Here is a 25,449-nt window from a genome sequence, read left to right on the forward strand (position 1 = left end):
CGGACGGCCGGGTGTCAAGACCCACGACCCCCGATCTCTCCGGGTCACGCGGAATCGCCCCGGAGGTGCGAAAATCACCCTCACGCGCCGTCCGCGACGTTTCCGCCCCGGACGGCAGGAGGGGGAGGTCATGCGTCCATCCGTCCCGGCCGCGCTCGCCGCGTTCGCCCTGGCCCTGCCCGTCGCTCTGCTGCCCGGCACCGCCGCCCACGCCGCGGCCGTGTTCGTCGAGACCAATCCGAGCACCGTACGCGCCGGCGACGAGATCGGCGTGCGCGCCAGCTGCGACGACAACCTGGCCCCCGCCAAGGTGACCTCCACCCTCCTCGGCACGGTCACGGTCTCCCCCCGGTACGGCTTCCTCACCGCGACCGCCCGCGTCCCGGCCCGCACCGAGCCGGGCGACTACCCGCTGGAGCTGCGCTGCCCGGACGGCAAGACGGCGAAGAGCACCCTGCACGTCGTCGCCAAGGTCGAACCGAAGCACGGCCCGGCCACGGGCGGCGGCGGCACCGCCCCGGGCCGATCGGCACCGCTGCTGATCGGCGGCGGCGCCACGGCCCTGGCGGCGGGCCTCCTCCTGGGCGTGGCGGCCCTGCGCCGCCGCCGCGCGGCCTGAGGCCCACCCGATGTCCCGCCCGGTACGCCCGCAGCCGGCCGTCCCCGGCCCCCGCATGCCCGAGTCGGTCCTGCGCCGCCGCCCCGCCGAGATCGTCAGCCGCCCGCGGCCGGCCGAATCCCCCACCGCCGAGTCCGGGCCCAACCCGGCCGCCGACCCGCCGGTGGTCGCGCAGGCGGCCGACGCCCGCACGCCGGCCGTCGAGGGCCCGGCGATGGACGGCCGGCACGCCGGCAGCGACGCTCGCCCGACCGGCAACGACGCTCGCCCGGACGGCGATGCTGCACGGTGGGTAGCCGGCAGGGCGCGATCGGTAGCCGGCGAGGCGCGGCCGACAGCCGGCGGGGCGCGGTCGGCGCCGCACGCGCCGTCGCGGTCGCTGCTGCGGGCGCCGCGCCGGAGCCGGGTGCGCGCGCCTGCGGCCGTTCGCGCACGCCGGCCGCTGCCGCTCGGGCTGATGGCGGTGGTGCTGGTGTTCGTGGGGCTGTTCACCGTCGGCGCCGGCTTCGGTGCGGCCACCGGATTCGACCTGGGCGAGCTGTTCAAGGGGCCGGACAAGCCGCCGCCGCGCGACTTCCCGGTGCTGGAGCCGAGCCGGCCGCGACGCCTGACCATTCCGGCGATCAAGGTGGAGGCGCCGCTGCTCACCGTCGGGCTGGCGAAGGACGACTCCGTGGCGGTGCCCCCGGTGAACCGGCACAACGAGGCGGGGTGGTTCGACCAGGGGCCGACGCCGGGGCAGTTCGGGCCGGCGTTGATCGTCGGGCATGCCGACACCCGTACGGGACCCTCGGTCTTTCATCGCCTGCACGAGCTGAAGCCGGGGCAGAAGATCGAGGTCCTCCGCGAGGACGACGAGACGGCGATCTTCCAGGTGAACTCGGTCGAGCGCCACGGCAAGGAGAAACTGCCGATCAAGCGGGTGTACGCCGACTACAGCAGGCCGTCGCTGCGGCTCATGACGTGCGGGGGCACATGGCTCGGCGGCGACCGCGGCTACTCCGACAACATCGTCGTCTTCGCCTCGCTCATCGGCACGAAACGCCACTGACCGCCACCCACGCCGGCGGCCGGCCAGGGGGCCAGCGACCGGCGGGGAGGCGGCAGCCAGGCGGGGAGCCGGGAGCCGGCGGCCGGGCAGGACACCGGCAGCCGAGCGGGGAGCCACCAGCCGGCGGGGAGGCGGCAGCCGGGCAGGACACCGGCAGCCGGGCGGGGTGCCGGCGGCCGGGCGGGACACCAGCAGCCGGGCGGGCAGCCGGCAGCCGGGCGGGCAGCCGGCAGCCGGGCGGGACGGATCAGGCGGCTTCGGCCTCGACCGGGGACGGCAGCCCGAGCCAGTCCGCCCAGCGCGGGTCCGGCGTGCGGTGGCCCAGCACCCGCCATGCCACCCCGCGCGGGGCCTGGGGCGCCGCGTGCAGCCGCCAGCCCAGCTCGGCCGGTGTCTTGTCGCCCTTGCTGTGGTTGCACTTCGCGCACGCCGCCACCACGTTCTCCCAGGCGTGCAGGCCGCCGCGGCTGCGGGGGAAGACGTGGTCGATGGTCTCCGCGGAGCCGCGGCAGTAGGCGCAGCGGCCGCCGTCGCGGGCGAAGATGGCCCGGCGGGAGAGGCCCACGTGCGTGCGGTACGGCACCTTCACATACCGGGTGAGGCGGACGACGGACGGGACCGGGAGCGTGTGGTGAGCGCTGTGCAGGATGCCGTCGCCGTCGGAGACGCATTCGGCCTTGGCGGTCAGCACGAGAATGGTCGCTCGACGCACCGATACGACGCACAGCGGCTCGTAGGTAGCGTTCAGAACCAACGCGGAAGAGCCCACTGTGGGTCGTATGTCAGGCATCGGAGGTCACCCTTCGGTGTAGGTGCTGGTATCGCTCCCGATTTGCTGGTCGTCGTTTGCTGGTTCGTCGTCCGCTGGGTCGTCGTTCGCTGGGTCGTTGCAGGCGAGGTCGTCCGAGGCCCGGGCACCGACCCTCGTGCGCCAATAGTCCCCGATGGATGACGATTTTGCGAGCACAATCTGTGGCCGGGGCGTAAACGTCTGAGGTCTCGTGCGAAGATGTCCGGTTCCCGGCCGCCGAACGGCCACCGGTACGGTGGGGACCCGTGATTCCGCTTGCTCCTCCCGTAACCCCCGCCCCCTCCGGCAGCACCCCGACGTTCCTGCCGGGCACGCCGGACTTCTCGGCCAGCTGCAAGACCGACGCCCTGTGCACCTGGGTCCTCGAGAAGACGGCCATCCAGTGGCTGGCGAACGGCAGCTACGTCCTGATCGTGAAGCCGCTGCGGATCCTCGCCATCGTGCTGGTGGCGATGCTGATCCGCTGGGTGCTGCACCGCGCGATCCGGCGGCTGACCACCTCCACCTCGCGCGCCGAGATGCCGGCGCTGCTCAAGCCGCTGCGCGAGCGCGCGGCCAAGCAGCAGGAGGCGGCGGAGAACCAGTTCATCCCGGAACGCCGCCGGCAGCGCGCCGAGGCGATCGGCTCGGTGCTGCGCAGCTTCGTCACCGCGGTCGTCTTCACCATGGCGACCCTGCTGGTCATGGGCGAGCTGGGCTTCAACCTCGGTCCGCTGCTGGCCAGCGCCGGCATCGCCGGCGTGGCCCTCGGCTTCGGCGCGCAGAGCCTGGTCAAGGATCTGATCGCCGGCCTCTTCATGCTCCTGGAGGACCAGTACGGCGTCGGCGACTCGGTGGACCTGGGCGACGCGGTCGGCGTGGTCGAGACGGTCGGGCTGCGGGTGACGACCGTACGCGACATGCGCGGCGTGCTCTGGTACATCCGCAACGGCGAGATCGTCCGGGTCGGCAACAAGAGCCAGGGCTGGGCGATGGTCGTCATCGACATCCCGATCGGCTTCGTCAACTCCGAGGAGGCCACCGCCGTGCTGCGGCAGGCGGCGCTGGCCCTGGCGGAGGAGCCGGAGCACGCGACCGAGTTCCTCGAGCCCCCGGACGTGGTGGGCGTCGAGCAGATGACCGTGGACGGCGCGGTCATCCGGACCATCGCGAAGACCACCGCGGACGGGCAGCCGGTCGTGCAGCGCGAGTTGCGGCGCCGGCTCGCCGAGGCGCTGGAGAGTTCCGGCATCTCCGAGCGCATCGCGGTGTCACGGATGCTGCCGCGTTCGGCCGTACCGCCGTCATATCCGGGCTCTGGACAGGACGCGCAGGTCACCCCTGGAGGGGCGACCTGACCTGCTGATACACCCTCGCGGGGGATGTCCGTCCTGGTCCGAATGGCCGACAATCAGCCCGTACGCCCTAGCCATGGCTCGGCCGATCGGGCAGAATCGTGCAAAGAGCATCTGCACATGCAGCGTCACGTACGCGCGATCGGCACCGGCGGTCACCGGCGTCCGTGACCGGCCGCCGCCGGCGATCCCGCCGGTCGTCGCGATCGATGGAGGGCCCTGGTGTCCGAGGACCGACCCGAGGCGCGATCCGGCGACAGAGCCGGCGGCGCGGCGGAGCCGGAACGGCCGGTGTCGTTCCGCGAGGTCTTCGGGGTCCGCGAATACCGCGCCCTCTACGTCTCCCTGATCGTCAACTGGGTCGGCGACTACCTGGCGCGCGCGGCCATCATCGTGCTCGTCTACCAGCAGAGTCAGTCGGTGCTGCTGTCGGCGGCGTCGTTCGCGGTGAGCTACCTGCCGTGGATCATCGGCGGGCCGGTCCTGGCGGCGATCGCCGAGCGGTATCCGTACCGTCGGGTCCTGATCGTGTCGGACCTGGCCCGCGCCGTCCCGATCGCCCTGCTCGCGCTGCCGGGCATGCCCGTGCCCGCGCTGCTGGTGCTGATGTTCGTGGCGATGCTGGGCGCGCCGCCGACCCAGGCCGCGCGGTCGGCGCTGATCCCGCTCATCGTCGAGCGGCGGCAGGTCGTCACGGTCCTGGCGCTGAACGCGTCGACGGCCCAGGCGGCGCAGGTGTTCGGCTATCTGGCCGGCGCCACCCTCGCCGTCGGAGTCGACGCGCGGCTCGGCCTGGCCCTCGACGCCGTCTCGTTCCTGGTCTCCGCCGCCATCATCGCGGCCGGGGTCCGCCCCCGCCCCGCCGCGACCACCCCCGGCCAGCGCCGCCACCTGCTGCGCGAGACGAGCGACGGCTACCGGCTGGTCTTCGGCACCCCGCTGCTGCGCTCGATCGCGCTGATGGTCTTCGCGCTCACCACCTTCACGATCCTGCCGGAGGGACTCGCCGCGGGCTGGGCCGCGCTGTTCCACGAGGATCCCTCGGCGCGCGGGTTCGACCAGGGCCTGATCATGGCCGCGGCGCCGGTCGGTTTCGTCGCCGGCGGGCTCGTGGTGGGCCGGCTGGTCCCGCCGGAGCGGCGCAGCTCGCTGGTCAAGCCGTTCGCCGTGCTCGCGCCGCTGGCCCTGGCGCTGACCATGTGGGCGCCGTCAGCCGCCGCCGTGGCCGCCCTCGTGATGGTCTCCGGCATCGCCCAGGGCGGCCTGATGCCGACCCTCAACGGCGTCTTCGTGCTCGCCCTGCCGCACGGCTACCGCGCCCGGGCGTACGGGGTGATGCAGGGCGGCATGCAGCTCACCCAGGGTCTCGCCGTGATCATCACCGGCGCGATCGCCCAGCACACCTCGATCCCGCTGGTCGTCGGCCTGTGGAGCCTCGGCGGCCTGGTGCTGATGGCGACCCTGGTCGCGCGCTGGCCGGGCCGGGCCACGCTCCCCGGCGAGGCCACCGCCGAGGGTCCGGCGCAGGCCGGCCAGCCGTCGCCCGGCCTTCAGCCGCCCGGCCCTCAGGCGCGCGGCTCTCAGGCGCCCGGCACTCAGGCGCCCGGCTCTCAGGTGCCCGGCACTCAGGCGCCCGGCTCTCAGGCCGGTGAGAACGCAATGCGCGTCACACCGGCCCCGGGGCGCCGCACGGCTGCTGGCAGACTGGACGCGTGAGCGAGGTCAGCTTCTTCGAGGCGGTCGGTGGCGAATCCACCTTCCGCCGGCTCGTCGACCGGTTCTACGAGGGCGTCGCCAAGGATCCACTGCTGCGCCCGATGTATCCGGAGGAGGACCTCGGGCCCGCCGCCGACCGGCTGACGCTGTTCCTGATGCAGTATTGGGGCGGCCCCAGCACCTATTCGGACAACCGCGGCCACCCGCGCCTGCGGATGCGGCACGCGCCGTTCCGGGTCGGCCCCGAGGAACGCGACGCCTGGCTGCTGCACATGCGCGAGGCCGTGGATTCGCTGGAGCTGCCGGAGCCGCACCGCACCGCGCTCTGGGAATACCTGGAACGCGCCGCGTACTTCATGGTCAACACGATGGACGCGCATCCCTGAGGCAGCGCCGCTCGTTGATCGGTTGACTCGCGTCCCGATCTGAGGAGCTGCCACCGATGCGACGCCGCCTGCTCGCCGCCGCCGCGCTTGCCTGCGCCACCCTGCTGGCTGCGACGCCCGCGACGGCCGACCTCGCCCAGCCCTCGGTGGTGTCGGCGAACCCGGTCGACCACACCCCGCACGTGCTCGACGGGACGGTGTGGGCCCTCGCGGTGGTCGGTGACACCGTCGTCGTCGGCGGAAGCTTCACCAAGGTCCAGGACAGCACGCGCAAACTGACCTACGACCGGAAGAACATTTTCGCGTACGGGCTGCGCGACGGAATCGTGCGGCCGTTCGCCCCGAACGTCGACGCGGCGGTCTACGCCCTGGCGCCCGGCGCGGACAACTCGGTGTATCTCGGCGGCTCGTTCAAGACGGTCAACGGCGCCGCCCAGCGCGGCCTGGCCCGCGTCTCGATCGGCGACGGCTCCCGGTTCCCCGGGTTCGCCGCGAAGATCAACTGGGGTGACGTCCGGGCGCTGGCCGCCGAGGGCAGCCGGCTCTACCTCGGCGGCACCTTCTCCGCCATCAACGGCGTCGCCCGGGTCGGCCTCGCCCGCGTCCACACCGGCTCGGGCGCGCTCGACACCGGCTTCGACGCGAAGCTGTCCGCGCCGGGGCTCAGCCGTACCCGGGTGGAGCACTTCGATCTGTCGCCCGACGGCAAGCGCCTGGTCGTGATCGGCGCGCTGCTCAAGGTCGGCACGGTCAACCGTACGCAGATCGCCCTGTTCGACACGTCCGGCCCGGCGGCGAGCGTGCTGAGCTGGTACACGGACGCCTACCAGGCGCAGTGCATGGAAGGCTTCGACACGTACCTGCGGCAGGTGAAGTTCTCCCCCGACGGCCGGTACTTCGTGGTGGTGGCGACCGGACGGGCGTCCTCGCCGACGAAGCTGTGCGACTCGGCGGCCCGCTTCGAGACGGCCGGCGGCGGCAAGCACAACCCGACCTGGGTCCAGCGCACCGGCGGCGACTCGCTCTACGCGGTGGCGGTGACCGGCACGGCCGTGTACGTCGGCGGCCACCAGCGCTACCTGGACAACCCCCTCGGCAGCGACGCGAAGGGCCCCGGCCCGGGCGCGGTCTCCCGCGTGGGCATCGGCGCGATCAGCCCCGCCACCGGCCGCGCCCTCCCCTGGGATCCCACCCGCAAGCGCGGCGTAGGCGTCCGCGCCTTCGAGGTAGTCCCCGAGGGCCTGATCGTCGGCTCCGACACCGACGAACTCGGCAAGGAATACCACGGCCGCCTAGGCATGTTCCCCCTCCCCTGACCCCACCCTCGACCCGCGCTCCGCGCGGGACACCCCACCCTGAGCCTCCGATACCACTCCAGCCCCGGACGGTGATCGCCCGGCAATGAGTTGGGCCCGATTTCCGCCATCCGCCGCTCTTGCGGATGTCGGCAATCGGGCCCAACTCATTGCCCCCAAAGGGCGATCACCCCGCGGAGCGAAGCGAAGCCGTTATAACAGAGCGCCTTCGTCGTGGAGCCAGTCGACGAAGGCGGTTGCTACGGCGGCGCCGCAGTCGAGCATCTCCACCAGCAGGGCGTCGTGGGCCCCGGAGGCGAGGGGCACCTGGAGCTCCGCGTAGATCGGCAGTTGACCGCGCTCGGTCGGGTCGCCGACGTACGCCTTGCAGAAGCGGCGCGTGTGGTTCCACTCGTTCACGACGCGGTATGCGCGGTCGGCCCAGTCGGGCGGCACCGTCGCGTGCGGCCGGGCGCGCATGACCAGGATCTCGTCGTCCGGCCCCTCGAGCGTGAACAGCACCGCGTGCCGTTCCCACATCGCCAGGAGGCTGCCGCTGCCGTCGGCGAGGAATCGGATGTCGAGCAGATCCAGGGCCTTGCCGATCCGGGCCAGGTCGACCGTCGCGACCTGTTCGGGCTCTTCGATCGTGGACAGGTCGGCGGAGGACATCGCCACGCGCTCGGGCTCACGCTGCGTTGGCACGCCGACACGGACGCTGCTCTGCAGGGCGACCTCGCCGCCGCTCTCGGGCTCGTTGTCTCCGGACGATCCGGGACGCCATGACCACCACGGCATCGTTGTGCACCTCACTCCCCAGCAGGTCAGCCGCCGGACGTAGCGGTGGACCCGGGGGCGACGGTACCCGTACAGGTCGCGGAGGTCATCCCCTCAAAGGGAGGGCGCGACCGGACAACCGATGCGGCATCACCCTTTCGGGTGACCCCCGATGGGCATAACGGTCAATACTTGGACCGGCTGTAGCCACGCGACTCCATATGGTGCAGAAAGTCCCACCCACCGTCCCGCTACGCACACGCGCGCTGCCGGACCGTCCACATCGGCCGAACCAAGAAAGCCCATCCGTAACACCGCCTGCACGAGCCTCTGCGGCACCGGCACCGGCTCCCCGAGCGCCGGCGTGACGACCAGAGCGACGTGGTCCAGAAGCGCGTCGCGGACCGCGCGCTGACCCACCGCACGGCCGCCGAGGCCGGCCTCGGTCACCTCACGCAGCGTGCCCGCCGCGGCGGCGGCGAGCCGGTTCAGCTCGGCGGCGGACACCGACTCGACGGCCCGGACGCCCGCCGGCGGCAGGGGCCAGCGCCAGTCGGCGTCACGGCGCGCGGGCAGCTCGTCGCCGCCCGCGGCCAGCACCGCGAGCAGGTCGGCGGCGGTCACGGTGGCGTCCCCCGGGCCGGGACCGGCCACCTCCCGGGTCACCAGCACGCCCCACGGCACCCGGGCCCAGAGGGCGGTCCGTCCGGAGGGGACCGACCGCAGCCGGACCGGCAGCGAGCGGTCGAGCCGGGCGAGCCGGGCCACGAAGGCCCCGGCGTCCGCGACCCCGAGAATGCCGTGGTCACCCATGACTCAGGTGCTCAGGTACGGCTCGAGAAAGGCCCGCTCCGCGGCGGTGACCCGGCGCGGGAACCCCTCGGCGAGGTTGTACGGCACGCACACCGACCGGGCCCGGCCGGCCAGCACGCCGCCGTCGAACAGCTCGTACGCGACCGTGAACGCCGCGGCCCGCAGCTCGGAGATCCACAGCTCGATGCGGACCGGGTCGCCGTAGTCCACCGGGCGCAGGTAGTCCACCTCGTGCCGGGAGATGACGATGCCCTCCTCGAACGACGTCAGGCCCCGGGCCCGCGCGGCGACGAAGAACATGGCAACGCGCGCCTCCTCGTACAGCGTGAGGAAGCGCGCGTTGTTGACGTGGCCGTACGCGTCCAGATCGGACCAGCGCACGGCGACGTCGTGGATGAATCGCTCCACCGGGTTTCCTTGGGTTTTCCGCTGCGGGGAGACTCAGTCACGTGTGAGCTTGCGGTACGTGACGCGGTGCGGCCGGGCGGCGTCGGCGCCGAGGCGGTCGATCTTGTTCTTCTCGTACGCCTCGTAGTTGCCCTCGAACCAGAACCAGTTGTCCGGGTCCTCCTCCGTGCCCTCCCACGCGAGCATGTGGGTGGCGACGCGGTCGAGGAACATCCGGTCGTGGGAGATGACCACGGCACAGCCCGGGAACTCCAGCAGCGCGTTCTCCAGGCTGGACAGCGTCTCGACGTCCAGGTCGTTGGTCGGCTCGTCGAGCAGGATCACGTTGCCGCCGATCTTCAGCGTCATCGCGAGGTTGAGCCGGTTGCGCTCACCGCCGGAGAGCACCTTGACGGGCTTCTGCTGGTCCGGGCCCTTGAAGCCGAACGCGGCCACGTAGGCGCGGCTCGGCATCTCCACCTTGCCGACCATCATGTGGTCGAGGCCGTCCGAGACGACCTCCCAGACGGTCTTGCTGCCGTCGAGGCCGGACCGGTTCTGGTCGACGTACGACAGCTTCACCGTCTCGCCGATGCGCACCGAGCCCTCGTCCGGCTTCTCCAGCCCGACGATGGTCTTGAACAGGGTGGTCTTGCCGACGCCGTTCGGGCCGATGATGCCGACGATGCCGTTGCGCGGCAGCGAGAAGGACAGGTGGTCGATGAGCACCCGGTCGTCGAAGCCCTTGACCAGGTCCTTGACCTCGATCACCGTGTTGCCCAGGCGCGGGCCCGGCGGGATCTGGATCTCCTCGAAGTCGAGCTTGCGGGTCTTCTCCGCCTCGGTGGCCATCTCCTCGTAGCGGTCGAGGCGGGCCTTCGACTTGGTCTGGCGGGCCTTGGCGTTGGAGCGGACCCACTCCAGCTCCTCGGTGAGGCGCTTCTGCAGCTTCTGGTCCTTGCGGCCCTGCATCTGCAGGCGGGCCGCCTTCTTGTCCAGGTAGGTCGAGTAGTTGCCCTCGTACGGGTACGCCCGGCCGCGGTCCAGCTCGAGGATCCAGGTGGCCACGTTGTCCAGGAAGTACCGGTCGTGGGTGATGGCGATGACGGTGCCGGCGTACTTGGCGAGGTGCTGCTCCAGCCACTGCACGCTCTCGGCGTCGAGGTGGTTGGTGGGCTCGTCGAGCAGCAGCAGGTCGGGCGCCTCGAGCAGCAGCTTGCACAGCGCGACGCGGCGGCGCTCACCACCGGAGAGCTGGGTGACGTCGGCGTCCGGCGGCGGGCAGCGCAGGGCGTCCATCGCCAGCTCGAGCTGCGAGTCGACGTCCCAGGCGTTGGAGTGGTCCAGCTCCTCCTGGAGCTTGCCCATCTCCTCCATCAGCTCGTCGGTGTAGTCGGTGGCCATCTGCTCGGCGATCTTGTTGAACCGCTCGAGCTTGGCCTTGGTCTCCGCGACCGCCTCCTCGATGTTGCCGAGGACCGTCTTCGCGTCGTTGAGCGGGGGCTCCTGGGCCAGCATGCCGACGGTGTAGCCGGGCATCAGCCGGGCCTCGCCGTTGCTGACCTGGTCCAGGCCCGCCATGATCTTGAGCAGGCTGGACTTACCGGCGCCGTTGGGACCGACGACACCGATCTTGACCCCGGGCAGGAAGTTCAGCGTCACGTCGTCGAGGACGACCTTGTCGCCGTGCGCCTTGCGCGCCTTCTCCAGGGTGTAGATGAACTGGGCCACAGCGCGGCCTACCTCCGTGATCGTGGGTGTCCGGTGCCTGAGTGAGAGGACAATCTTTCCAGGTCTCCCCCGGGCCGTTTACAACAACCCCGCCCGGCGCGCAAGGATTCCCCGCCCGCTCACTCCTCCGGCCGTACGTCGTACGTCGTCCTGTTGCCCTTGATGGTGACCCGCAACTTGCTCCGGTTCACCTCGAACGTGTTCCCGTCGAACGCCGTGGCGCGGAACGTGTCGCCCTCGCGCACCACGTCGGCGAGGAACAGGGCGGTCTCACCCTCGATCCACTTCGCCGACTGACCGCCCCGGTTGGCCTGGTAGTACAGCTTGCCGCCGGGGTCCTCGCAGATCCACACGGTGGTGCCGGTCTCGTCGGCACGGACCCGCATGACCTGGGTGAGGGGCGCGGTGATGCCGAGCCGCAGGGCCGTCTCGTGCATCTCCTCCGGGCACCTGATCCCCGGGTTCCCGGTGGGCTCGGTCGTGACCGGTACGACCGGCGTGTCGGCCCCGGGCCCGGGCCCGGGCGACTCGTGGCGCGTACCCAGCGCGAACCCCGCCGACATCCCGATGATGCTCAGGAAGACGGTGGCGATGACCACAGGGAAGAACAGTGGTCGCCGCGGCGGGGGAAGATCAACGGGCAGGCTCACCGGCCAAGGATGGCACCTGATCGCCAACAGCGGTGCCTCGCCGCCGGAACATGCCTCAGCACGCCCCGGCTGGCTACGCACAGTAGGCTCAACAGTCGGGGAACCAGAACGACCCGGAGGTGCTCTCAGCGTGGCCGAACGAAGTTCCTTCGTCGTAGTCGCCAACCGCCTGCCCGTGGACGAGGTCATCGTCGACGGCGAGCGGCAATGGCGCCCGAGTCCGGGCGGTCTCGTGACCGCCCTGCATCCCGTGCTCACCCAGCATCGGGGCACGTGGATCGGGTGGGCCGGCGGTGACGGCGAAGCGCCGGAGCCGTTCGAGCTCGAAGGGATCAACATCCATCCCGTTCCACTCAGCGCCGAGGAGCTCGAGCGCTACTACGAGGGCCAGTCGAACGCGACGATCTGGCCGCTGTACCACGACGCCGTCGAGACGCCCGTGTACAAGCGCCGCTGGCGGGAGGCGTACCGGATGGTCAACCAGCGGTTCGCCCAGGCCGCGGCCGAGGTGGCCGAGGAGGGCGCGACCGTCTGGGTGCAGGACTACCAGCTCCAGCTGGTGCCGGCGATGCTCCGGGAGATGCGTCCCGACCTGCGGATCGGGTTCTTCCTACACATCCCGTTCCCGCCCATCGAGCTGTTCATGCAGATGCCGTTCCGCGCCGAGATCCTGCGCGGCCTGCTCGGCGCCGACCTCGTCGGCTTCCAGCAGCGGCTCGCCGCGCAGAACTTCGTGCGGCTCGCCCGGCACCTGCTCGGGCTGCGCTACGAGGGCCAGTCGATCCAGGTCGACGGCCGCAAGGTCAAGGCCGGCGCCTTCCCGATCAGCATCGACACCGCCGACATGGAGCGGATGGCCGCGGACCCCAAGGTCCAGGCCCGCGCCAAGGAGATCCGCGCCGAGCTGGGCGACCCGGAGACGGTGATCCTCGGCGTCGACCGGCTCGACTACACCAAGGGCATCGAGCTGCGGCTCAAGGCGTTCCGGGAGCTGCTCGCCGACGGCAAGCTCAAGGTGCCGGACGCGGTGATGGTGCAGGTGGCCACGCCCAGCCGGGAGCGCGTCGAGCACTACCAGACGCTGCGGGTGAAGGTGGAGCGCGAGGTCGGCCGGATCAACGGCGAGTTCGGCAAGGTCGGCATGCCGGCCGTGCACTACCTGCACCAGTCGTACAGCAAGCAGGAACTCGCGGCGATGTACGTGGCGGCCGACGTGATGATGGTGACGCCGCTGCGCGACGGCATGAACCTGGTCGCCAAGGAGTACGTCGCCTGTCGCTCGGACCGGGGCGGGGCGCTCGTGCTCAGCGAGTTCGCCGGCGCCGCGACCGAGCTGCGTCAGTCGTTCCTGTGCAACCCGCACGACCCGGACGGCGTCAAGGACGCGCTGCTGCGGGCGGTGGCCGCTGAGCCGGCCGAGCTCAAGCGGCGCATGCGGGTCATGCAGCGGCACCTGCGGACCCACGACGTCGCCGAGTGGGCCCGCTCGTTCCTCAACGAGCTCGGCGTGCCGGAGACGGACGCCGCGCCGGACTCAGAGGAATAGGCAGAACGGGTGGCCGGCCGGGTCGAGGTAGACCCGGACGTCCTCCTGCGGCTGATAGCCGGCCCTGGTGGCCCCCGCCTTCTCGGCGTGCGCGCAGGCCTCGTCGAGGTCCTCGACGCGGATGTCGAGGTGCACGCTCATCTGGGGGTCGCCCGGGCCCGCCGGCCAGACCGGGCGCACGTACGCCTTCTCGGTCTGGAACGACAGCGCGGTCGGGCCCGCCGGCGGTCCGAGCGACACCCAGTCGGCCTCGTCCTGGATCACGTTCCAGCCCAGCAGCCGCCGGTAGAACGCCGCCAGCTCCTGCGCGTCCGGGGCGTCGAGCGTGACCCCCGCCACTGTCATCTGCGGTCGCTCAGTCATGGTCGGCCCTTACCCCATCCGTACGGTGACTATCCCAGCACGGGAACGACCTCGCCGATCACGACGACGGCCGGCGGGCGCAGCCCCGCGGCGGCCGTGGCCCCCGCGACCTCGCCCAGCGTGCTGCGCAGGAACCGCTGAGAGGTCGTCGAGCCCTCCTGGACGACCGCGGCCGGGGTGTCGGCGGCTCGCCCCTCGGCGAGCAGCCGTTCGGCGATCCTCGGCAAGTTCTTGAGGCCCATCATGATCACGAGCGTGCCGCGCAGCCGGGCGAGCGCGGCCCAGTCCACCAGCGACTGGTCGCTGTCCGGCGGCACGTGGCCGGAGACCACGGTGAACTCGTGCGCGACGCCGCGGTGGGTGACGGGGATGCCGGCCAGCGCCGGCGCCGCGACCGAACTGGTCACCCCCGGCACGACCGTCACGGGTACGCCCGCCTTCGCGCACGCCAGCGCCTCCTCGCCGCCGCGGCCGAAGACGAACGGGTCGCCGCCCTTGAGGCGTACCACGAACTTGCCGGCCTGCGCCCGCTCGACCAGGATCCGGTTGATCTCCTCCTGGGCGGCCGACGGCCCGTACGGGATCTTGGCGGCGTCGACGAGCTCCACGTCGGGGCGCAACTCGTCGAGGAGCATGCCGGGCACCAGCCGGTCCGCCACCACCACCTCGGCGCGGTTCAGCAGCCGGCGGCCCTTGACGGTGATCAGCTCCGGATCGCCGGGACCGCTGCCGACCAGGAACACCTGACCCTGCTCGGTGCGGTGGCTCAGCAGCTCGTTGTTCTCCAGCGCCGCGGCGATCAGGTCGCGCAGCGCCATCGCGTTGCGGCGGTCACCGCCGTCGGTCACCGCGACGGTGATCTGCCCCTGCCGGGTCACCGCCGGGGTCCAGGCCGTCGCGGCGTCACGGTCGTCCGCGCGTACGCAGAAGACCCGGCGCTCCTGCGCCGCGGCACTCACCAGCGCCGCCGCCTCCGGGTCGTCGACGGCGACCTGCACCAGCCAGGCCCCGTCCAGGTCGGACGGCTCGAACCGGCCCTCGCGCCAGGTCAGCCGCCCGGCGTCCACGTGCGCCCGCAGCGCCGGGGTCAGCACCGGCGAGACGACCTCGACGCGGGCGCCCGCGGCGAGCAGGGCGGGCATCCGGCGGGTCGCGACCGCACCGCCGCCCACGACGAGCACGCGGCGGCCCTCGAGCCGCAGCGCCAGGGGGTAGAGGTTCACTTCTCCGAGACCCCCGCCGCATCGAACGTGGCCACCTCGCGCAGCACCCGGACCGCGCCGGCGACCAGCGGCAGGGCCAGCGCGGCGCCGGTGCCCTCGCCGAGCCGCATGCCGAGGTCGAGCAGCGGGGTCAGGCCGAGGTGGCCGAGCGCGACCGAGGCGCCCGGCTCGGCCGAGCGGTGCCCGGCCACCATCGCGGCGACGGCGTCCGGCGCGAGGGCCGCCGCCACGACCGCGGCGGAGGCGGCGATGACCCCGTCGACGATCACCGGCACCCGGTGCGCGGCGGCGCCGAGGATGAATCCGGCCAGCGCGGCGTGCTCCAGCCCGCCGACGGCGGCCAGCGTCGCGAGCGGCCGGGACGGGTCCGGGCGGTGCAGCGCGAGCGCCCGAGACACCACGTCGATCTTGCGCGCGTACGTGTCGTCGTCGACGCCCGTGCCCCGCCCGGTCACCGCGGCCGGCTCCGCGCCGGTGAAGGCGGCGATCAGCGCGGCGGCCGGCGTCGTGTTGGCGATCCCCATGTCGCCGGTGAGCAGGCACTTCGCCCCGCCCTCGACGAGCGCCCCGGCGACCGAGATGCCGGCCTCGACGGCCGCACGCGCCTCCTCCTCGGTCATCGCCGCGGTGACGGCCAGGTCGCGGGTGCCGCGCCGCACGTTCGCGTCGACCAGGTTGTCGCCGCCGTGCAGCGGGATCGCCACGCCGACGTCGACGACCATGAGCGAGGCGCCGACCTGCCGGGCGAACGCGTTGATGACCGCTCCCCCGGCGACGAAGTTGGCCACCATCTGCGCGGTGACCTCCTGCGGCCAGGGTGTGACGCCCTGCGCGTGCACCCCGTGGTCGCCGGCGAACACGGCGACGGCCGCCGGCTCGGGCATCGGCGGCGGGCAGGTGCCGGCCAGGCCGGACAGGCGTACGGAGAGCTCCTCGAGCGTGCCCAGCGAACCGGCCGGCTTGGTCAGGCGGGACTGCAGGTCGCGGGCGGCGGCCATGGCCTCGCCATCGGCGGGCCCGATGGCGGCGAGGGTCGTCTCCAGGGTCACTGTCGCTCCTTCAGCACGTCGGTCAGAGTCGCGAGGAATGCGTCGCTGGTGGCAGTGTCGCGTACGGCTATGCGCAGCCAGTCGGCGCCCAGCCCCGGGAAAGTGTCGCCGCGCCTCACGGCGTACCCGAGTTTGCGCAGTTCAAGGCGCACCTGGCCGGCGCCGGCGACGCGCAGGGCGACGAAGGCACTGGCCGGATCGCCCGCGACAGTGACGTCCGGCACGCCGCGCAACCCGGCAACCAGGTGGGCGCGCTCGGCGGCGAGCGCGGCGGCGATCTCCCGCTCGGCGGCGACGGCCACCGGCGACGCGCAGGCCTCGGCAGCGGCCAGCGCCGGCGTCGAGACGGCCCACAGCGGCTGGGCGGCGGCGAGCTCGCGGATCAGGCCGGGCCCGGCGAGCGCGTAGCCGATCCGCAGGCCGGCGAGGCCCCAGGTCTTGGTCAGGCTGCGCAGCACGATCAGGCCCGGCAGGTCGGTGCGGCCGGCGAGCGACTCCGGCTCGCCGTCGACGCCGGCGCGCCACGTCGTGTCCGAGAACGCCTCGTCGACCACCAAAACGCGGCCGGGCCGGGCGAGCCGCGCGACGGCGCCGGCCGGATGCAGCACGGAGGTCGGGTTCGTGGGGTTGCCGACGAAGACCAGGTCCGCGTCGTCGGGCACGGCGGCCGGGTCGAGGCGGAACCCGTCCTCCTCCCGCAGCAGCACCCGGGCGACGTCGTGACCGGCGTTGCGCAGGGCCGCCTCGGGCTCGGTGAACTGCGGATGCACGACGGTCGGACGCCGCGCGCCGATCGCCCGCGCGATCAGCACGAACGCCTGCGCGGCCCCGGCCGTGAGCAGCACCTCGTCCGGGTTCCGGCCGTGCCGCCGGGCGACCGCGGCGGTGGCCCGCCGGGCGTCGGGGTAGGCGGCCAGGTCGGCGAGGGTCGCGGCGATGGGCCCGGCCAGCCAAGACGGCATGGGCTGCCGCCGTACGTTCACCGCCAGGTCGACCAGCCCCGGTGCCACCTCGGCGTCGCCGTGGTGGTGCAGATCCATCTCCACCTCGCCAGCATGACGGATGGGAAACCCGCGGCCACTTCGGCCGTTCCGTCAGGACATGAGCGTATTTGTCATACCTTCGAAGGGTGACGAACACCGGACTCGCCAAAGCCGGAAAGCTCGCCCCGCTCATCCGGGCCGGACTCATCGCCGGGATCGCCATCGCCGGCCTGATCTTTCCCCTGGTCGCCCTCGCCGGGGTCGGGGCGAAGACCGGAGCGGACGCCCTGCAGAGCATGCCCGAGCAGCTCTCGGTGGTGCCGTCGGCGCAGACCACCTACGTGTACGCCAACGACGGCAAGACGCTGCTGACCATGTTCTACGAGGAGCACCGGAAGCCCACGAAGATCGCGGACATGTCGCCGTACGTCCTCAAGGCGATCGTGGCGAGCGAGGACACCCGGTTCTACGAGCACAACGGCGTCGACCCCAAGGGCGTGGCCCGCGCGTTCGTCGCCAACCAGCAGGCCGGCGGCGTCTCCCAGGGCGCGTCCACGCTGACCATGCAGTACGTCCGCATGGCGCTGCGCGACGGGGCCAAGACGCCCAAGGAGGCGCTGGAGGCCACCGAGCAGACCACCGAACGCAAACTGCGGGAGATGCGGCTCGCCATCGAACTCGAGAAGCGCGTATCGAAGGAGGAGATCCTCCAGCGGTACCTGAACTCGGCGTACTTCGGGCACCGGGCGTACGGAATCTTCGCCGCCGCCGAGGTCTTCTTCTCCAAGACGCCCAAGAAGCTGACGCTGACCGAGGCGGCCACGCTCGCCGGCCTGGTCAAGGCGCCCTCGGCCTACGACCCGGCGGCCCACAACCAGCGCGCGGCCACGGAACGCCGCAACTACGTCATCGACCAGATGCTGAAGATGGGCTCGATCACCGAGGCGCAGGCCCGGTCGGCGCAGAAATCGAAGATCAAGCTGAACCTGACCGACCCGCCCAACGACTGCGTCTCGGTGCCGAAGAAGCACAACGACTGGGGCTTCTTCTGCGACTACCTCCGCAACTGGTGGATGGAGCAGCCGGCCTTCGGCAGCACGCCTCAGGAACGCCTCGAGAACCTGCGCCGCGGCGGCTACAAGGTCGTGACGACCATCGACCCGAAGATCCAGGCCTCGGCGATGGAACACATCCTGGACAAAGAGAAGAAGAAGAGCGTGTACGCCCACGGCGAGGTCGTCATCGAACCCGGCACGGGCCGGATCAAGGCCATGGCCGTGAACCGCCGCTACTCCCTCGACCAGAAGAACAACGGCGAACACAGCGACCACCGCCGCCGAGGCCACGTACGCGGCAACTACCCCAACACGGTCAACCCCCTCCTCGGCGGCGGTGACATGGCCGGCTACCAGGCCGGATCGACGTTCAAGATCTTCACGATGCTGGCGGCCCTGGAGGAGGGCATGCCGCTGAGCACGGCCTTCAACGCCCCGCCCCGCTACGTGTCGAAATACATCACCGCCCCGGGCCCGGCCACGTGCGGCATCCACTGGTGCCCGAAGAACAGCAGCGCCTCGATGACCGGCCGCCAGACCATGTGGAGCGGCTTCGGCAAGTCGGTGAACACGTACTTCGTCCAGCTCGAACAGAAGGTGGGCGCGGAGAAGGCGGTCCGGATGGCGGAACGGCTCGGCCTCAAATGGCGTACGGACATCGACAGGGAACTCGCGGCCCCGGGCCGGGCGGAAGGCTGGGGCGCGTTCACCCTCGGCGTCAGCGACGCCACCCCGATCGAGATGGCCAACGTCTTCGCCACCCTCGCGGCCGAGGGAAAATACTGCGAACCCATCCCGGTACGCCTGATCAACACCCGCGACGGAGCCAGCCTGCAATACCGCGGCAAGAAGGTGGCAGGCCCCCGCTGCCGCCAGGAACTACGCCCCGAGGTCGCCCAGGCGGCAACGGACGCGGCCCGCTGCGTAACGGGCTACGGCGCGGCCAAGGGCAGCTGCGAAGGCTGGTCGACCTCACCCATGGTCCACGCGGTCCTCGGCCGGCCGGTGGCAGGCAAGAGCGGCACCACGGACAGCAACCGAAGCGCCTGGTTCTGCGGCTTCACCCCCCAACTCGCGGCGGCAGCCTTCGTCGCCGACCCGGACAACCCGGACAACACGGTGGGCACGAGCCGGGGAACGATCTCGAAGTTCACGGTGGCGCAGACGTTGAAGGACGCCCTGAAGGGCCAGCCCAAGATGAAGTTCAACCCACCCCCGGACGAGATGGTCAACAGCGGCTGGTAGCCACCGCGCCCGGTCCGGACCCGGCCCGGGTCGGGCGCGACGTGGTGCAGGCACGACACGGCGCGGGGTGGCGCGGCCCGGCGCGGGGTGGCCCGGCAGGGCCTGGCTCGAGCTGGCGCGGCCCGGCGCGGGGTGGCGCGGCCCGGCGCGGGGTGGCGCGGCCCGGCGCGGGGTGGCGCGGCCCGGCGCGGGGTGGCGCGGCCCGGCGCGGGGTGGCGCGGGGTGGCCAGCGCGTCCGCGGCCCGGCACGGCCCGGCGCGACGGGGACCGGCTCGACGGGGACCGGCGCGGTGGTGTGGGGTGACGCTCTCGCGCGGCGGGTGGTTCGGTCGGTGGCCACGGGGCTAGGGGCGATCAGCGGGTGGGGGTGGGCGCCAGTGGGGGTCTCGGCCGGCCAGGGCTACGGCTTGGTCTAGGAGGGTTGCTTCGTCGTCGGTCGGGACTTTGGGGCCGAAGAGGCCGGGGGTGCCCTGGGACGGGCCCTGGGAGAGGAACTCGATCAGGCTTTCGAGGATGCGGGGGTCGGCGGCATACTCCTGGCCGGTGGCGCGGGCCAGGTCCCAGCCGTGCATGGTGAGCTCGTTGATGGCCACGGTGCCCATGGCGGCGGCCGGCATGGTTACGCCGCCGGCTCGGGCGGTGCCCTCCCAGGCGGGGAGTTGCTTCCAGGCGGTGGCGAGTTCCTCGAGGACGACCGGGAGGCGGCTGCGCCAGTGCCGGACCAGGTTGGCGGCGGACGGGCGGGGCGGGGGCGCGTCGGTGCCAGGGGCGTCGGTCTTCTTCTCGGCAGCCTGGGTGAACGCCCAGCTGAGGCCCGTCAGGTGGTCGAGCAGGTCGCCGACCGACCAATCCGGACAGGGTGTCGGCGCGGTGAGATGGTCGTCGGTGATGCCGAGCAGCAGGGCCCGGATCTGACGGACCGGCGGGTCGAAATCGAGCGGCACGCGATCTGCCACGGTCGTTCTCCCTTCTCTCGGACCCCCTCACGGTACGGCCGCCCTACGACATTCGCCGGAACGGCGTGTCCCCGCCGACACGCCGCGCGGACGCCGGAAAGACCGCTGGCCGGGAAGACGGCCGGCCGGGAAGACAGCTCGACTCACGGCATGAGACCGAGCCGGGTCGGGGCCCGTGGGGGTGGAGCGCCGGGGCGGTGGGGCAGGGTCGGGCGGGCCGGCTCGTGGGCGGTCGAGTGCATTGGTGTCACTGGGCCGGTGTGCGCGTACCCATCAAGGTTTTGGGGGTGTCACGGCCGTGAGGGACAACGTGGCCTCGCCCGGGTCGTCGTCCTCGGCGGCCGGCTGAGCCGGCAGCGGGACGGCCCGCGCGGCCGCCGGCTGAGCCGGCACCGAAGCGGCCCGCGCGCCCCCGGCCTGAACGCCCCCGGCCTGAGCGCCCCCAAGCTGAGCGCTCCCGCGCTGAGTAGACCCCTGAGCGCCCGCGAGCTGACCGGCCCCCGGCTGTGAGCCGCCGAGCTGAGAGCCGCCGAGCTGAGAGCCCCCCGACTGAGAGCCCCCCGACTGAGAGCCGCCGAGCTGAGCTCCCCCCGGCTGAGGGGTGCCGTGCTGGGCGAGCGCCGGCTGAGCGGCGCCCGGAACACCCCGCGCCGCACCCGCGAGTGATGCTGCGACCAGCCTGCGGGCGATCTCCGGGGCGCCCGCCCAATGCAGGCCGAGCTGCGACGCGTGCACCTGCCGCCAGACGAAGCCCTCGGGGTTGCCGCCGGACCAGGTCCAGGCCGGGACCTGGCCCGCGCGCGGCGCCACGATGGCTCGGTGCTGCTTGTAGCCGGTGATGCGGGCGCCCGCGGGAGCGAGCGGGGACGTTGCCGGGGCTGTCGCCTCGCGGTAGCCCGCGACGGTCTGGGGGCCGGTCGTCGCCGTGGCGTCCAGGAGGCCGCACATGGGGCGGCCGTCGAAGTCGCGGGTCAGCCAGGGGAGGCCGATGCCCTCCGCGATGATGGCGCCGCCGTCGTGGGCGAGTTGGACGACGGCCGTGCACAGGCGGCGGTTGGCCGAGAGCTCTTCCGCGTAGCCCTCGGGCAGGCCCGCGCCGATCATGAGGGCGCGGGTGCCGGGCGGCAGGGCCTCGTCGCGGAGGGGGTCGATCACCGCGACGTCGGCGCCGGCCGCCGTGAGGAGCTCGGCCGTTTCCACGTACGTGTAGGGGGCGCCCGGTCCGCCCGCGAGCGCGATCACCGGGCGGTTCTCCGGCGGGACCGGGGGTTCGCCGGTCGCCTCGGCCAGGGCGTCCGCCGGCGACCAGGGCACGCCCGGAAGTGCGGGGGCGGTGCCGGCCAGGGCCATGATCCGGTCCAGGTCGAGCGCGCCGGCTACGGCCTCGCCGAGGCGGCGGACCGCACGGACCGCTTCCACCGTACGGTGGGCGACCGGCACCGGGCCCTGGGCGCGGGCGGGCAGCACGGCGGGCAGGTCGCCGCGGCGCAGCGCACCGAGCACCGGCATGCCGATGTCGTCGAGGGCCGTACGCAGCATCTCCTCGTGCCGCGGCGACGCCACCCGGTTGAGGACCACGCCGCCGAGGTGGACCATCTCGTCGAACATGCGGAACCCGTGCACCAGCGCGGCCAGCGAGTGGCCCATCGCGGCGACGTCGACGATGAGCAGCACCGGCGCGCGCAGGGCCGCCGCGACCGCCGCGGTGCCGTCGATCTCGGGCTGGCCGGTGAGGCTGTCGAACAGGCCCATCGCGCCCTCGATGACGGAGAACTGCGAGCCGGCTGCGCCGTGCGCGAACAGCGGCGCGATGCGCTGGGCGCCGACCAGCCGGGGGTCCAGGTTGCGGCCGGGCCGGCCGGCGGCGAGACCGAGGTACGCCGCATCGGTGTGGTCGGGACCGACCTTGAAACCGGCCGCGGGTACGCCCCGAGCCGCGCACGCCGCCAGCAGCCCCACGGAGATCGCCGTCTTCCCGTGCCCGGACGAGGGGGCGCTCACCACCAGACGTGATGGGGTGGTCATCAATGGCTCCCTCGGGGATACGGAAAACGCGTCCGACATGATATTGCCCGCCGGATGTCGCACCCTACCTGCCAGCCGCGAACGATCAACGCCGCCCGGGTAGCCTCGGAACGTGTACCGGTTCCTGCTGACGCCCCGCTGGCTGGCCGCCGCGGCCCTCACCGTGGCAGCCTCGGTGATCATGGTGTTGCTCGGCAACTGGCAGCTCCACCGGTACCAGGAACGCAGCGCGATCAACGCCCGCATCGACGCCGCTGATTCGACGCCGGCGGTGCCGCTGACGTCCGCGCTGGTCAAGCCCACTGCGGCCGGCACGCTCGGCCCGCGCCCGGGCAAGGACCAGGCATGGACCAAGGTCACCGTCACCGGACGGTACGACCCCACCCACGAAATCCAGGCCCGCGGCCGTACGGTCGAGAGCAAGGTCGGCTTCGAAATCGTGACCCCACTCGTCCTGAAGGATGGGACGGCGGTCCTGATCGACCGCGGCTGGGTCCCCTCCCAGAACGGCGACGCCATCTCCCCACCGGTGGCGACCCCACCCCCCACGGGCGAGGTGACGGTGGTCGGCCAGCTCCACCTCTCGGAGAGCCGCCCAGCCGCCATCGCGAGGCGCGACGGCCGGCTGGACACCCGCAGAATGTCGCTGCCCCACCTCGCCAAGGAGATGCCCTATCCCGTGTACGGGGCGTACGTGCTGGTCACGGACCCGGAGGACGGCTACTCCCGCATCCCGATCGACCACGAGGACGCGTGGCAGAACGGCGGGTACGCGGTCCAGTGGTGGATGTTCGCGGTGATGGCGCTGGTGGCGTACGGGTGGCAGGCCAGGAAGGAAGCGAGGGGGGACACGCCGAAGCAGCGGGTGGACCGGGTCGCGGAGGCCGACCGGGTCGCTCAGGCTGACCGGGTCGCTCAGGCTGACCGGGTCGCTCAGGCTGACCGGGTCGCTCAGGCTGACCGGGTCGCTGAGGCTGACCGGGTCGCGGGCGTTGACCGGGTCGCGGCGAAGCCGGTCAGCCGGTTGCCGGACTGATCGCGGGTCTGGTTTCGGCTCGTCCCCGCCTCGGGTCGGGTCGGGTCGGGTCGGGTCGGGTCGGGTCGGGTCGGCGGTGAGTTTCGGGGCTGCGGTGGCCCGGCTAGGGTTTCAGGGGTGACGTTTCCCCAGGATCCGGCCCCCAGCGACCCGTGGAGCGTGCCGATCACTCCCCTTCCGCCCACCCCGGACGCGTTCGCGACCCCCGGCCCGGTGATCGTCCAGATCGGTGACATGGGCGTGACCTCGACGGTCGTCCACACCCCGGCCGGCGACATCCCCCTGGCCGGCTCGACGTGGACGGTCAACGACTACTGGCACAGCGAATCCCGGATTCCCAAGTGGGCGATCGCCGCGGCCATCGTCGGCTTCTGCGTCCTGACCGTGTTCAGCCTCCTGTTCCTGCTGGTGAAGGTCACCGTCCAACACGGCACAGTCCAGGTCACCGTCACGAACGGCACAAGACAGTACGTCGCGCGCATCCCCGTCACGGACCAGTCGCAGGTCACCTACGTCCACCAGCAGGTCAACTACGTCCGCTCCCTCGCCGCCCTCTGACCCGCCCCGACCAAACCCGCCACCTCAGAACGCGACCGTCTCCGGCCGCCTGACCGAACGCGACAACGCCCGGCCGCCTGACCAACGCGGCAACGGGCCGGCCGCTGGTCGGCTGTTTCAGGTTTCGGGGGGTGGACGCACGCCGAGTGCCTTCACCGTGTCGATCGTGTCTGCCTCCTCCGCACGCTTGTCGTCGCGGTAACGCAGCACCCGCGCGAACCGCAGAGCCACCCCGCCCGGGTAGCGCGGCGACGTCTGCACCCCGTCGAATGCGATCTCGACCACCTGCTCGGGACGCAACGTGACCACCCAGCCCGAGTCGTCGACGGCCAACTCCTTGAAGCGTTCGGTCTGCCAGCGCAGAAGCTCGTCGGTCAACCCCTTGAAGGTCTTTCCGAGCATGACAAATCCGCCCGTACGCGGATCAAGCGCGCCGAGGTGCAGGTTGGAGAGCCAGCCCTTGCGCCGGCCGTGGCCCCATTCGACGGCCAGCACCACAAGGTCGAGGGTGTGGCGGGGCTTCACTTTCACCCAGGCGGCGCCGCGCCGGCCCACGTCGTACGGGGCTTCCTGGGCTTTGATCACGACGCCTTCCTGGCCGGCGGCGAGGGCAGCGGCGAACGCCTCCTGGGCCTGCTCGCTGGTCTCGACCGTGCGGCGGCCGACGATGAGCTCGGGCGGAACGCTGTCGGCGAGGGCCGCCCAGCGGACCCGCCCGGGCTCGTCCAGCAGGTCGGTGCCATCGAGGTGGAGCAGGTCGAAGAAGAACGGGACCAGCGCGGGCCCCTCGGCCGGTCCCGCCTTCGCCCCGCGGCGGGCGCCCCGGGTGGCGGCACGGCTCGACGTCTCCTGGAACGGCCGGGGCCTCCCGGCAGCGTCGAGAGCCATGGCCTCGCCGTCGAGCACGATGTCGGTCACGGGCAGCGACCGCGCGGCGGCGACGACCTCGGGCAGCCGGGAGGTGATGTCGTCGAGGCTCCGGGTGAAGACGGCCACCTCGTCGCCGGAACGGTGCACCTGGATGCGGATGCCGTCGAGCTTGACATCGACGGTGGCGGGCGCCCCGGTGGCGAGCAGGGCGGCGCCGACGTCCGGAGCACTGCCGGCCAGCATCGGCGTCAGCGGCGTACCCACCCGCAGGCTGATCTCGGCGAGCGCGGGCGCCCCGCCGGTGAGGGCGTCGACCGCGACCCGCTTGAGGTCGCCGGAGAGCAGCAACGCCCGGCGCACGACGGTGACCGGCACTTCGGCGGCGCGCGCGACGGCATCGGCGAGCAGCCCAGCCTGGGCCCCCTGCCGCAGCTCACCGCCGAACAGCCCGACGAGGTGACGTTGCTCCTCGGCGGTGGCCCGGCCGAAAAGGTCGGCGACCAGCTCCCGCCGACGGGCCTGAGAGCCGGCACCGGCAACCACGGAGATCGCCGCGATCCGGGCATCCACCTCGGCCACGGTCAAGCTCGCCTCGACGGCGGGCGAGGGCAGATCCCGCAGCGCGGCATAGCCGACGCCGGTCTGCCGTTGCCGCAACTCCCCGGCGAGATACGCGGAACCGGGCGCGATCTCATCAGGCTCCAATCGGCGCAGGGCATCGGCAAGAAGGTCGATCTTCGCCTTCCGGCCGGAGACGGCGGTGACGGCTGCCGAGGTGGCTGCCAGGTCCAGGAACTGCACGAACCCATCCTGACAGCCACCTCCGACAATTTCCCGGCCGTCGCGACGTGCTCCCCCGTGAAGCAGTCAGGACGACCCGGGCGGCCCGCAGCAGAAGGGTGGAACGCTGCGAGCCGACGCACCGCGGAGTACCCCGGCGCGAAGCTTGCCGGGCCGGCCTACAGGGACA

23 protein-coding genes are annotated in these 25,449 nt (G+C 72.4%); 10 read left to right on the forward strand and 13 right to left on the reverse strand.

Features of this window, described 5'->3' with window-relative positions; all coding sequences use genetic code 11:
• Window positions 1–130 precede the first annotated feature (130 nt).
• Window positions 131–619, forward strand: coding sequence for a hypothetical protein (locus CLV70_RS34365; RefSeq protein ID WP_106130788.1), 489 nt, complete (start codon window positions 131–133; stop codon window positions 617–619).
• Between the two features lie 10 nt (window positions 620–629).
• Window positions 630–1,670, forward strand: coding sequence for a class F sortase (locus CLV70_RS34370; protein ID WP_106130789.1), 1,041 nt, complete (start codon window positions 630–632; stop codon window positions 1,668–1,670).
• 247 nt (window positions 1,671–1,917) lie between these two features.
• Here CLV70_RS34370 and CLV70_RS34375 read toward each other — a convergent pair whose 3' ends face one another.
• Entirely contained in the window at window positions 1,918–2,460 is a 543-nt protein-coding gene (locus CLV70_RS34375; RefSeq protein ID WP_106130790.1) for an HNH endonuclease, read from the reverse strand.
• A gap of 266 nt (window positions 2,461–2,726) precedes the next feature.
• On the opposite strand from CLV70_RS34375, the gene CLV70_RS34380 reads away from it, so the two are divergent.
• The 4 genes from CLV70_RS34380 (at window position 2,727) to CLV70_RS34395 (ending at window position 7,233) form a co-directional block, all read left to right on the forward strand.
• Window positions 2,727–3,818, forward strand: coding sequence for a mechanosensitive ion channel family protein (locus CLV70_RS34380; protein ID WP_106130791.1), 1,092 nt, complete (start codon window positions 2,727–2,729; stop codon window positions 3,816–3,818).
• Window positions 3,819–4,037: 219 nt separating this feature from the next.
• Window positions 4,038–5,531 (forward strand): MFS transporter, encoded by a 1,494-nt coding sequence (locus tag CLV70_RS34385; protein WP_211304007.1) that lies wholly within the window; start codon window positions 4,038–4,040, stop codon window positions 5,529–5,531.
• On the forward strand, window positions 5,528–5,917 hold the full coding sequence (locus CLV70_RS34390) for a globin (RefSeq protein WP_106130792.1): 390 nt from the start codon (window positions 5,528–5,530) through the stop codon (window positions 5,915–5,917). The genes CLV70_RS34385 and CLV70_RS34390 overlap by 4 nt, the downstream gene beginning before the upstream one ends.
• Window positions 5,918–5,973: 56 nt before the next feature.
• Window positions 5,974–7,233 carry a delta-60 repeat domain-containing protein gene (locus CLV70_RS34395; protein ID WP_106130793.1) on the forward strand — a complete coding sequence of 420 codons (1,260 nt, stop codon included), beginning with the start codon at window positions 5,974–5,976 and terminating at the stop codon, window positions 7,231–7,233.
• A 192-nt stretch (window positions 7,234–7,425) separates the two neighbouring features.
• On the opposite strand, the gene CLV70_RS34400 is transcribed toward CLV70_RS34395, so the two are convergent.
• The 5 genes from CLV70_RS34400 to CLV70_RS34420 all read right to left on the reverse strand — a co-directional run bounded on the left by CLV70_RS34400 (window position 7,426) and on the right by CLV70_RS34420 (window position 11,570).
• Window positions 7,426–8,010 carry a type III secretion system chaperone family protein gene (locus CLV70_RS34400; RefSeq protein WP_106130794.1) on the reverse strand — a complete coding sequence of 195 codons (585 nt, stop codon included), beginning with the start codon at window positions 8,008–8,010 and terminating at the stop codon, window positions 7,426–7,428.
• Window positions 8,011–8,139: 129 nt separating this feature from the next.
• Complete coding sequence (locus tag CLV70_RS34405; RefSeq protein ID WP_106130795.1) at window positions 8,140–8,802, reverse strand: DUF8185 domain-containing protein; 663 nt, start codon at window positions 8,800–8,802, stop codon at window positions 8,140–8,142.
• 3 nt (window positions 8,803–8,805) lie between these two features.
• On the reverse strand, window positions 8,806–9,210 hold the full coding sequence (locus tag CLV70_RS34410; protein ID WP_106130796.1) for an acyl-CoA thioesterase: 405 nt from the start codon (window positions 9,208–9,210) through the stop codon (window positions 8,806–8,808).
• Between the two features lie 33 nt (window positions 9,211–9,243).
• Window positions 9,244–10,920 carry an energy-dependent translational throttle protein EttA gene (ettA, locus tag CLV70_RS34415; protein WP_106130797.1) on the reverse strand — a complete coding sequence of 559 codons (1,677 nt, stop codon included), beginning with the start codon at window positions 10,918–10,920 and terminating at the stop codon, window positions 9,244–9,246.
• A gap of 119 nt (window positions 10,921–11,039) precedes the next feature.
• Complete coding sequence (locus CLV70_RS34420; RefSeq protein WP_146164269.1) at window positions 11,040–11,570, reverse strand: hypothetical protein; 531 nt, start codon at window positions 11,568–11,570, stop codon at window positions 11,040–11,042.
• Window positions 11,571–11,700: 130 nt separating this feature from the next.
• On the opposite strand from CLV70_RS34420, the gene CLV70_RS34425 reads away from it, so the two are divergent.
• Window positions 11,701–13,116, forward strand: coding sequence for an alpha,alpha-trehalose-phosphate synthase (UDP-forming) (locus CLV70_RS34425; protein ID WP_106130799.1), 1,416 nt, complete (start codon window positions 11,701–11,703; stop codon window positions 13,114–13,116).
• On the opposite strand, the gene CLV70_RS34430 is transcribed toward CLV70_RS34425, so the two are convergent.
• From CLV70_RS34430 to cobC, 4 genes are read right to left on the reverse strand one after another with little or no spacing between them, the layout of a single operon-like run.
• Window positions 13,105–13,479: a VOC family protein gene (locus tag CLV70_RS34430; protein ID WP_106130800.1), complete on the reverse strand. Its 375-nt coding sequence runs from the start codon at window positions 13,477–13,479 to the stop codon at window positions 13,105–13,107. The genes CLV70_RS34425 and CLV70_RS34430 overlap by 12 nt on opposite strands.
• A 29-nt stretch (window positions 13,480–13,508) precedes the next feature.
• Window positions 13,509–14,702 carry a uroporphyrinogen-III C-methyltransferase gene (gene cobA / locus CLV70_RS34435; RefSeq protein ID WP_106130801.1) on the reverse strand — a complete coding sequence of 398 codons (1,194 nt, stop codon included), beginning with the start codon at window positions 14,700–14,702 and terminating at the stop codon, window positions 13,509–13,511.
• Window positions 14,699–15,751: a nicotinate-nucleotide--dimethylbenzimidazole phosphoribosyltransferase gene (cobT, locus tag CLV70_RS34440; protein WP_106130802.1), complete on the reverse strand. Its 1,053-nt coding sequence runs from the start codon at window positions 15,749–15,751 to the stop codon at window positions 14,699–14,701. The genes cobA and cobT overlap by 4 nt, the downstream gene beginning before the upstream one ends.
• Entirely contained in the window at window positions 15,748–16,791 is a 1,044-nt protein-coding gene (gene cobC / locus CLV70_RS34445; RefSeq protein ID WP_106130830.1) for an Rv2231c family histidinol phosphate aminotransferase CobC, read from the reverse strand. Before cobC ends, cobT begins: the two co-directional genes overlap by 4 nt.
• Before the next feature lie 89 nt (window positions 16,792–16,880).
• On the opposite strand from cobC, the gene CLV70_RS34450 reads away from it, so the two are divergent.
• Entirely contained in the window at window positions 16,881–19,034 is a 2,154-nt protein-coding gene (locus CLV70_RS34450) for a transglycosylase domain-containing protein (protein WP_106130803.1), read from the forward strand.
• A 344-nt stretch (window positions 19,035–19,378) separates the two neighbouring features.
• Here CLV70_RS34450 and CLV70_RS34455 read toward each other — a convergent pair whose 3' ends face one another.
• Entirely contained in the window at window positions 19,379–19,990 is a 612-nt protein-coding gene (locus CLV70_RS34455) for a TIGR03086 family metal-binding protein (RefSeq protein ID WP_106130804.1), read from the reverse strand.
• A gap of 273 nt (window positions 19,991–20,263) precedes the next feature.
• Window positions 20,264–22,015 (reverse strand): cobyrinic acid a,c-diamide synthase CobB, encoded by a 1,752-nt coding sequence (locus CLV70_RS34460; RefSeq protein ID WP_245908661.1) that lies wholly within the window; start codon window positions 22,013–22,015, stop codon window positions 20,264–20,266.
• A 112-nt stretch (window positions 22,016–22,127) separates the two neighbouring features.
• Here CLV70_RS34460 and CLV70_RS34465 point away from each other — a divergent pair, with 112 nt between their 5' ends.
• On the forward strand, window positions 22,128–23,051 hold the full coding sequence (locus CLV70_RS34465) for an SURF1 family cytochrome oxidase biogenesis protein (protein WP_106130805.1): 924 nt from the start codon (window positions 22,128–22,130) through the stop codon (window positions 23,049–23,051).
• Between the two features lie 117 nt (window positions 23,052–23,168).
• Window positions 23,169–23,609, forward strand: coding sequence for a hypothetical protein (locus CLV70_RS34470; RefSeq protein WP_245908663.1), 441 nt, complete (start codon window positions 23,169–23,171; stop codon window positions 23,607–23,609).
• Window positions 23,610–23,726: 117 nt separating this feature from the next.
• On the opposite strand, the gene CLV70_RS34475 is transcribed toward CLV70_RS34470, so the two are convergent.
• Window positions 23,727–25,280 (reverse strand): ATP-dependent DNA ligase, encoded by a 1,554-nt coding sequence (locus CLV70_RS34475; RefSeq protein WP_106130806.1) that lies wholly within the window; start codon window positions 25,278–25,280, stop codon window positions 23,727–23,729.
• Between the last annotated feature and the right edge of the window lie 169 nt (window positions 25,281–25,449).

The organism is Pseudosporangium ferrugineum (genome assembly GCF_003002065.1).
GTDB classification, from domain to species: domain Bacteria; phylum Actinomycetota; class Actinomycetes; order Mycobacteriales; family Micromonosporaceae; genus Actinoplanes; species Actinoplanes ferrugineus_A.

Excerpts from the sequence above, each read along its gene's own strand:
- CLV70_RS34430 (WP_106130800.1), bottom strand. The coding sequence starts at position 13,479 with ATGACTGAGCGACCGCAGATGACAGTGGCGGGGGTCACGCTCGACGCC.
- CLV70_RS34460 (WP_245908661.1), bottom strand. The coding sequence starts at position 22,015 with ATGACCACCCCATCACGTCTGGTGGTGAGCGCCCCCTCGTCCGGGCAC.
- cobC (WP_106130830.1), bottom strand. The coding sequence starts at position 16,791 with ATGGATCTGCACCACCACGGCGACGCCGAGGTGGCACCGGGGCTGGTC.
- CLV70_RS34370 (WP_106130789.1), top strand. The coding sequence starts at position 630 with ATGTCCCGCCCGGTACGCCCGCAGCCGGCCGTCCCCGGCCCCCGCATG.
- CLV70_RS34365 (WP_106130788.1), top strand. The coding sequence starts at position 131 with ATGCGTCCATCCGTCCCGGCCGCGCTCGCCGCGTTCGCCCTGGCCCTG.
- CLV70_RS34400 (WP_106130794.1), bottom strand. The coding sequence starts at position 8,010 with ATGCCGTGGTGGTCATGGCGTCCCGGATCGTCCGGAGACAACGAGCCC.
- CLV70_RS34375 (WP_106130790.1), bottom strand. The coding sequence starts at position 2,460 with ATGCCTGACATACGACCCACAGTGGGCTCTTCCGCGTTGGTTCTGAAC.
- CLV70_RS34405 (WP_106130795.1), bottom strand. The coding sequence starts at position 8,802 with ATGGGTGACCACGGCATTCTCGGGGTCGCGGACGCCGGGGCCTTCGTG.
- CLV70_RS34395 (WP_106130793.1), top strand. The coding sequence starts at position 5,974 with ATGCGACGCCGCCTGCTCGCCGCCGCCGCGCTTGCCTGCGCCACCCTG.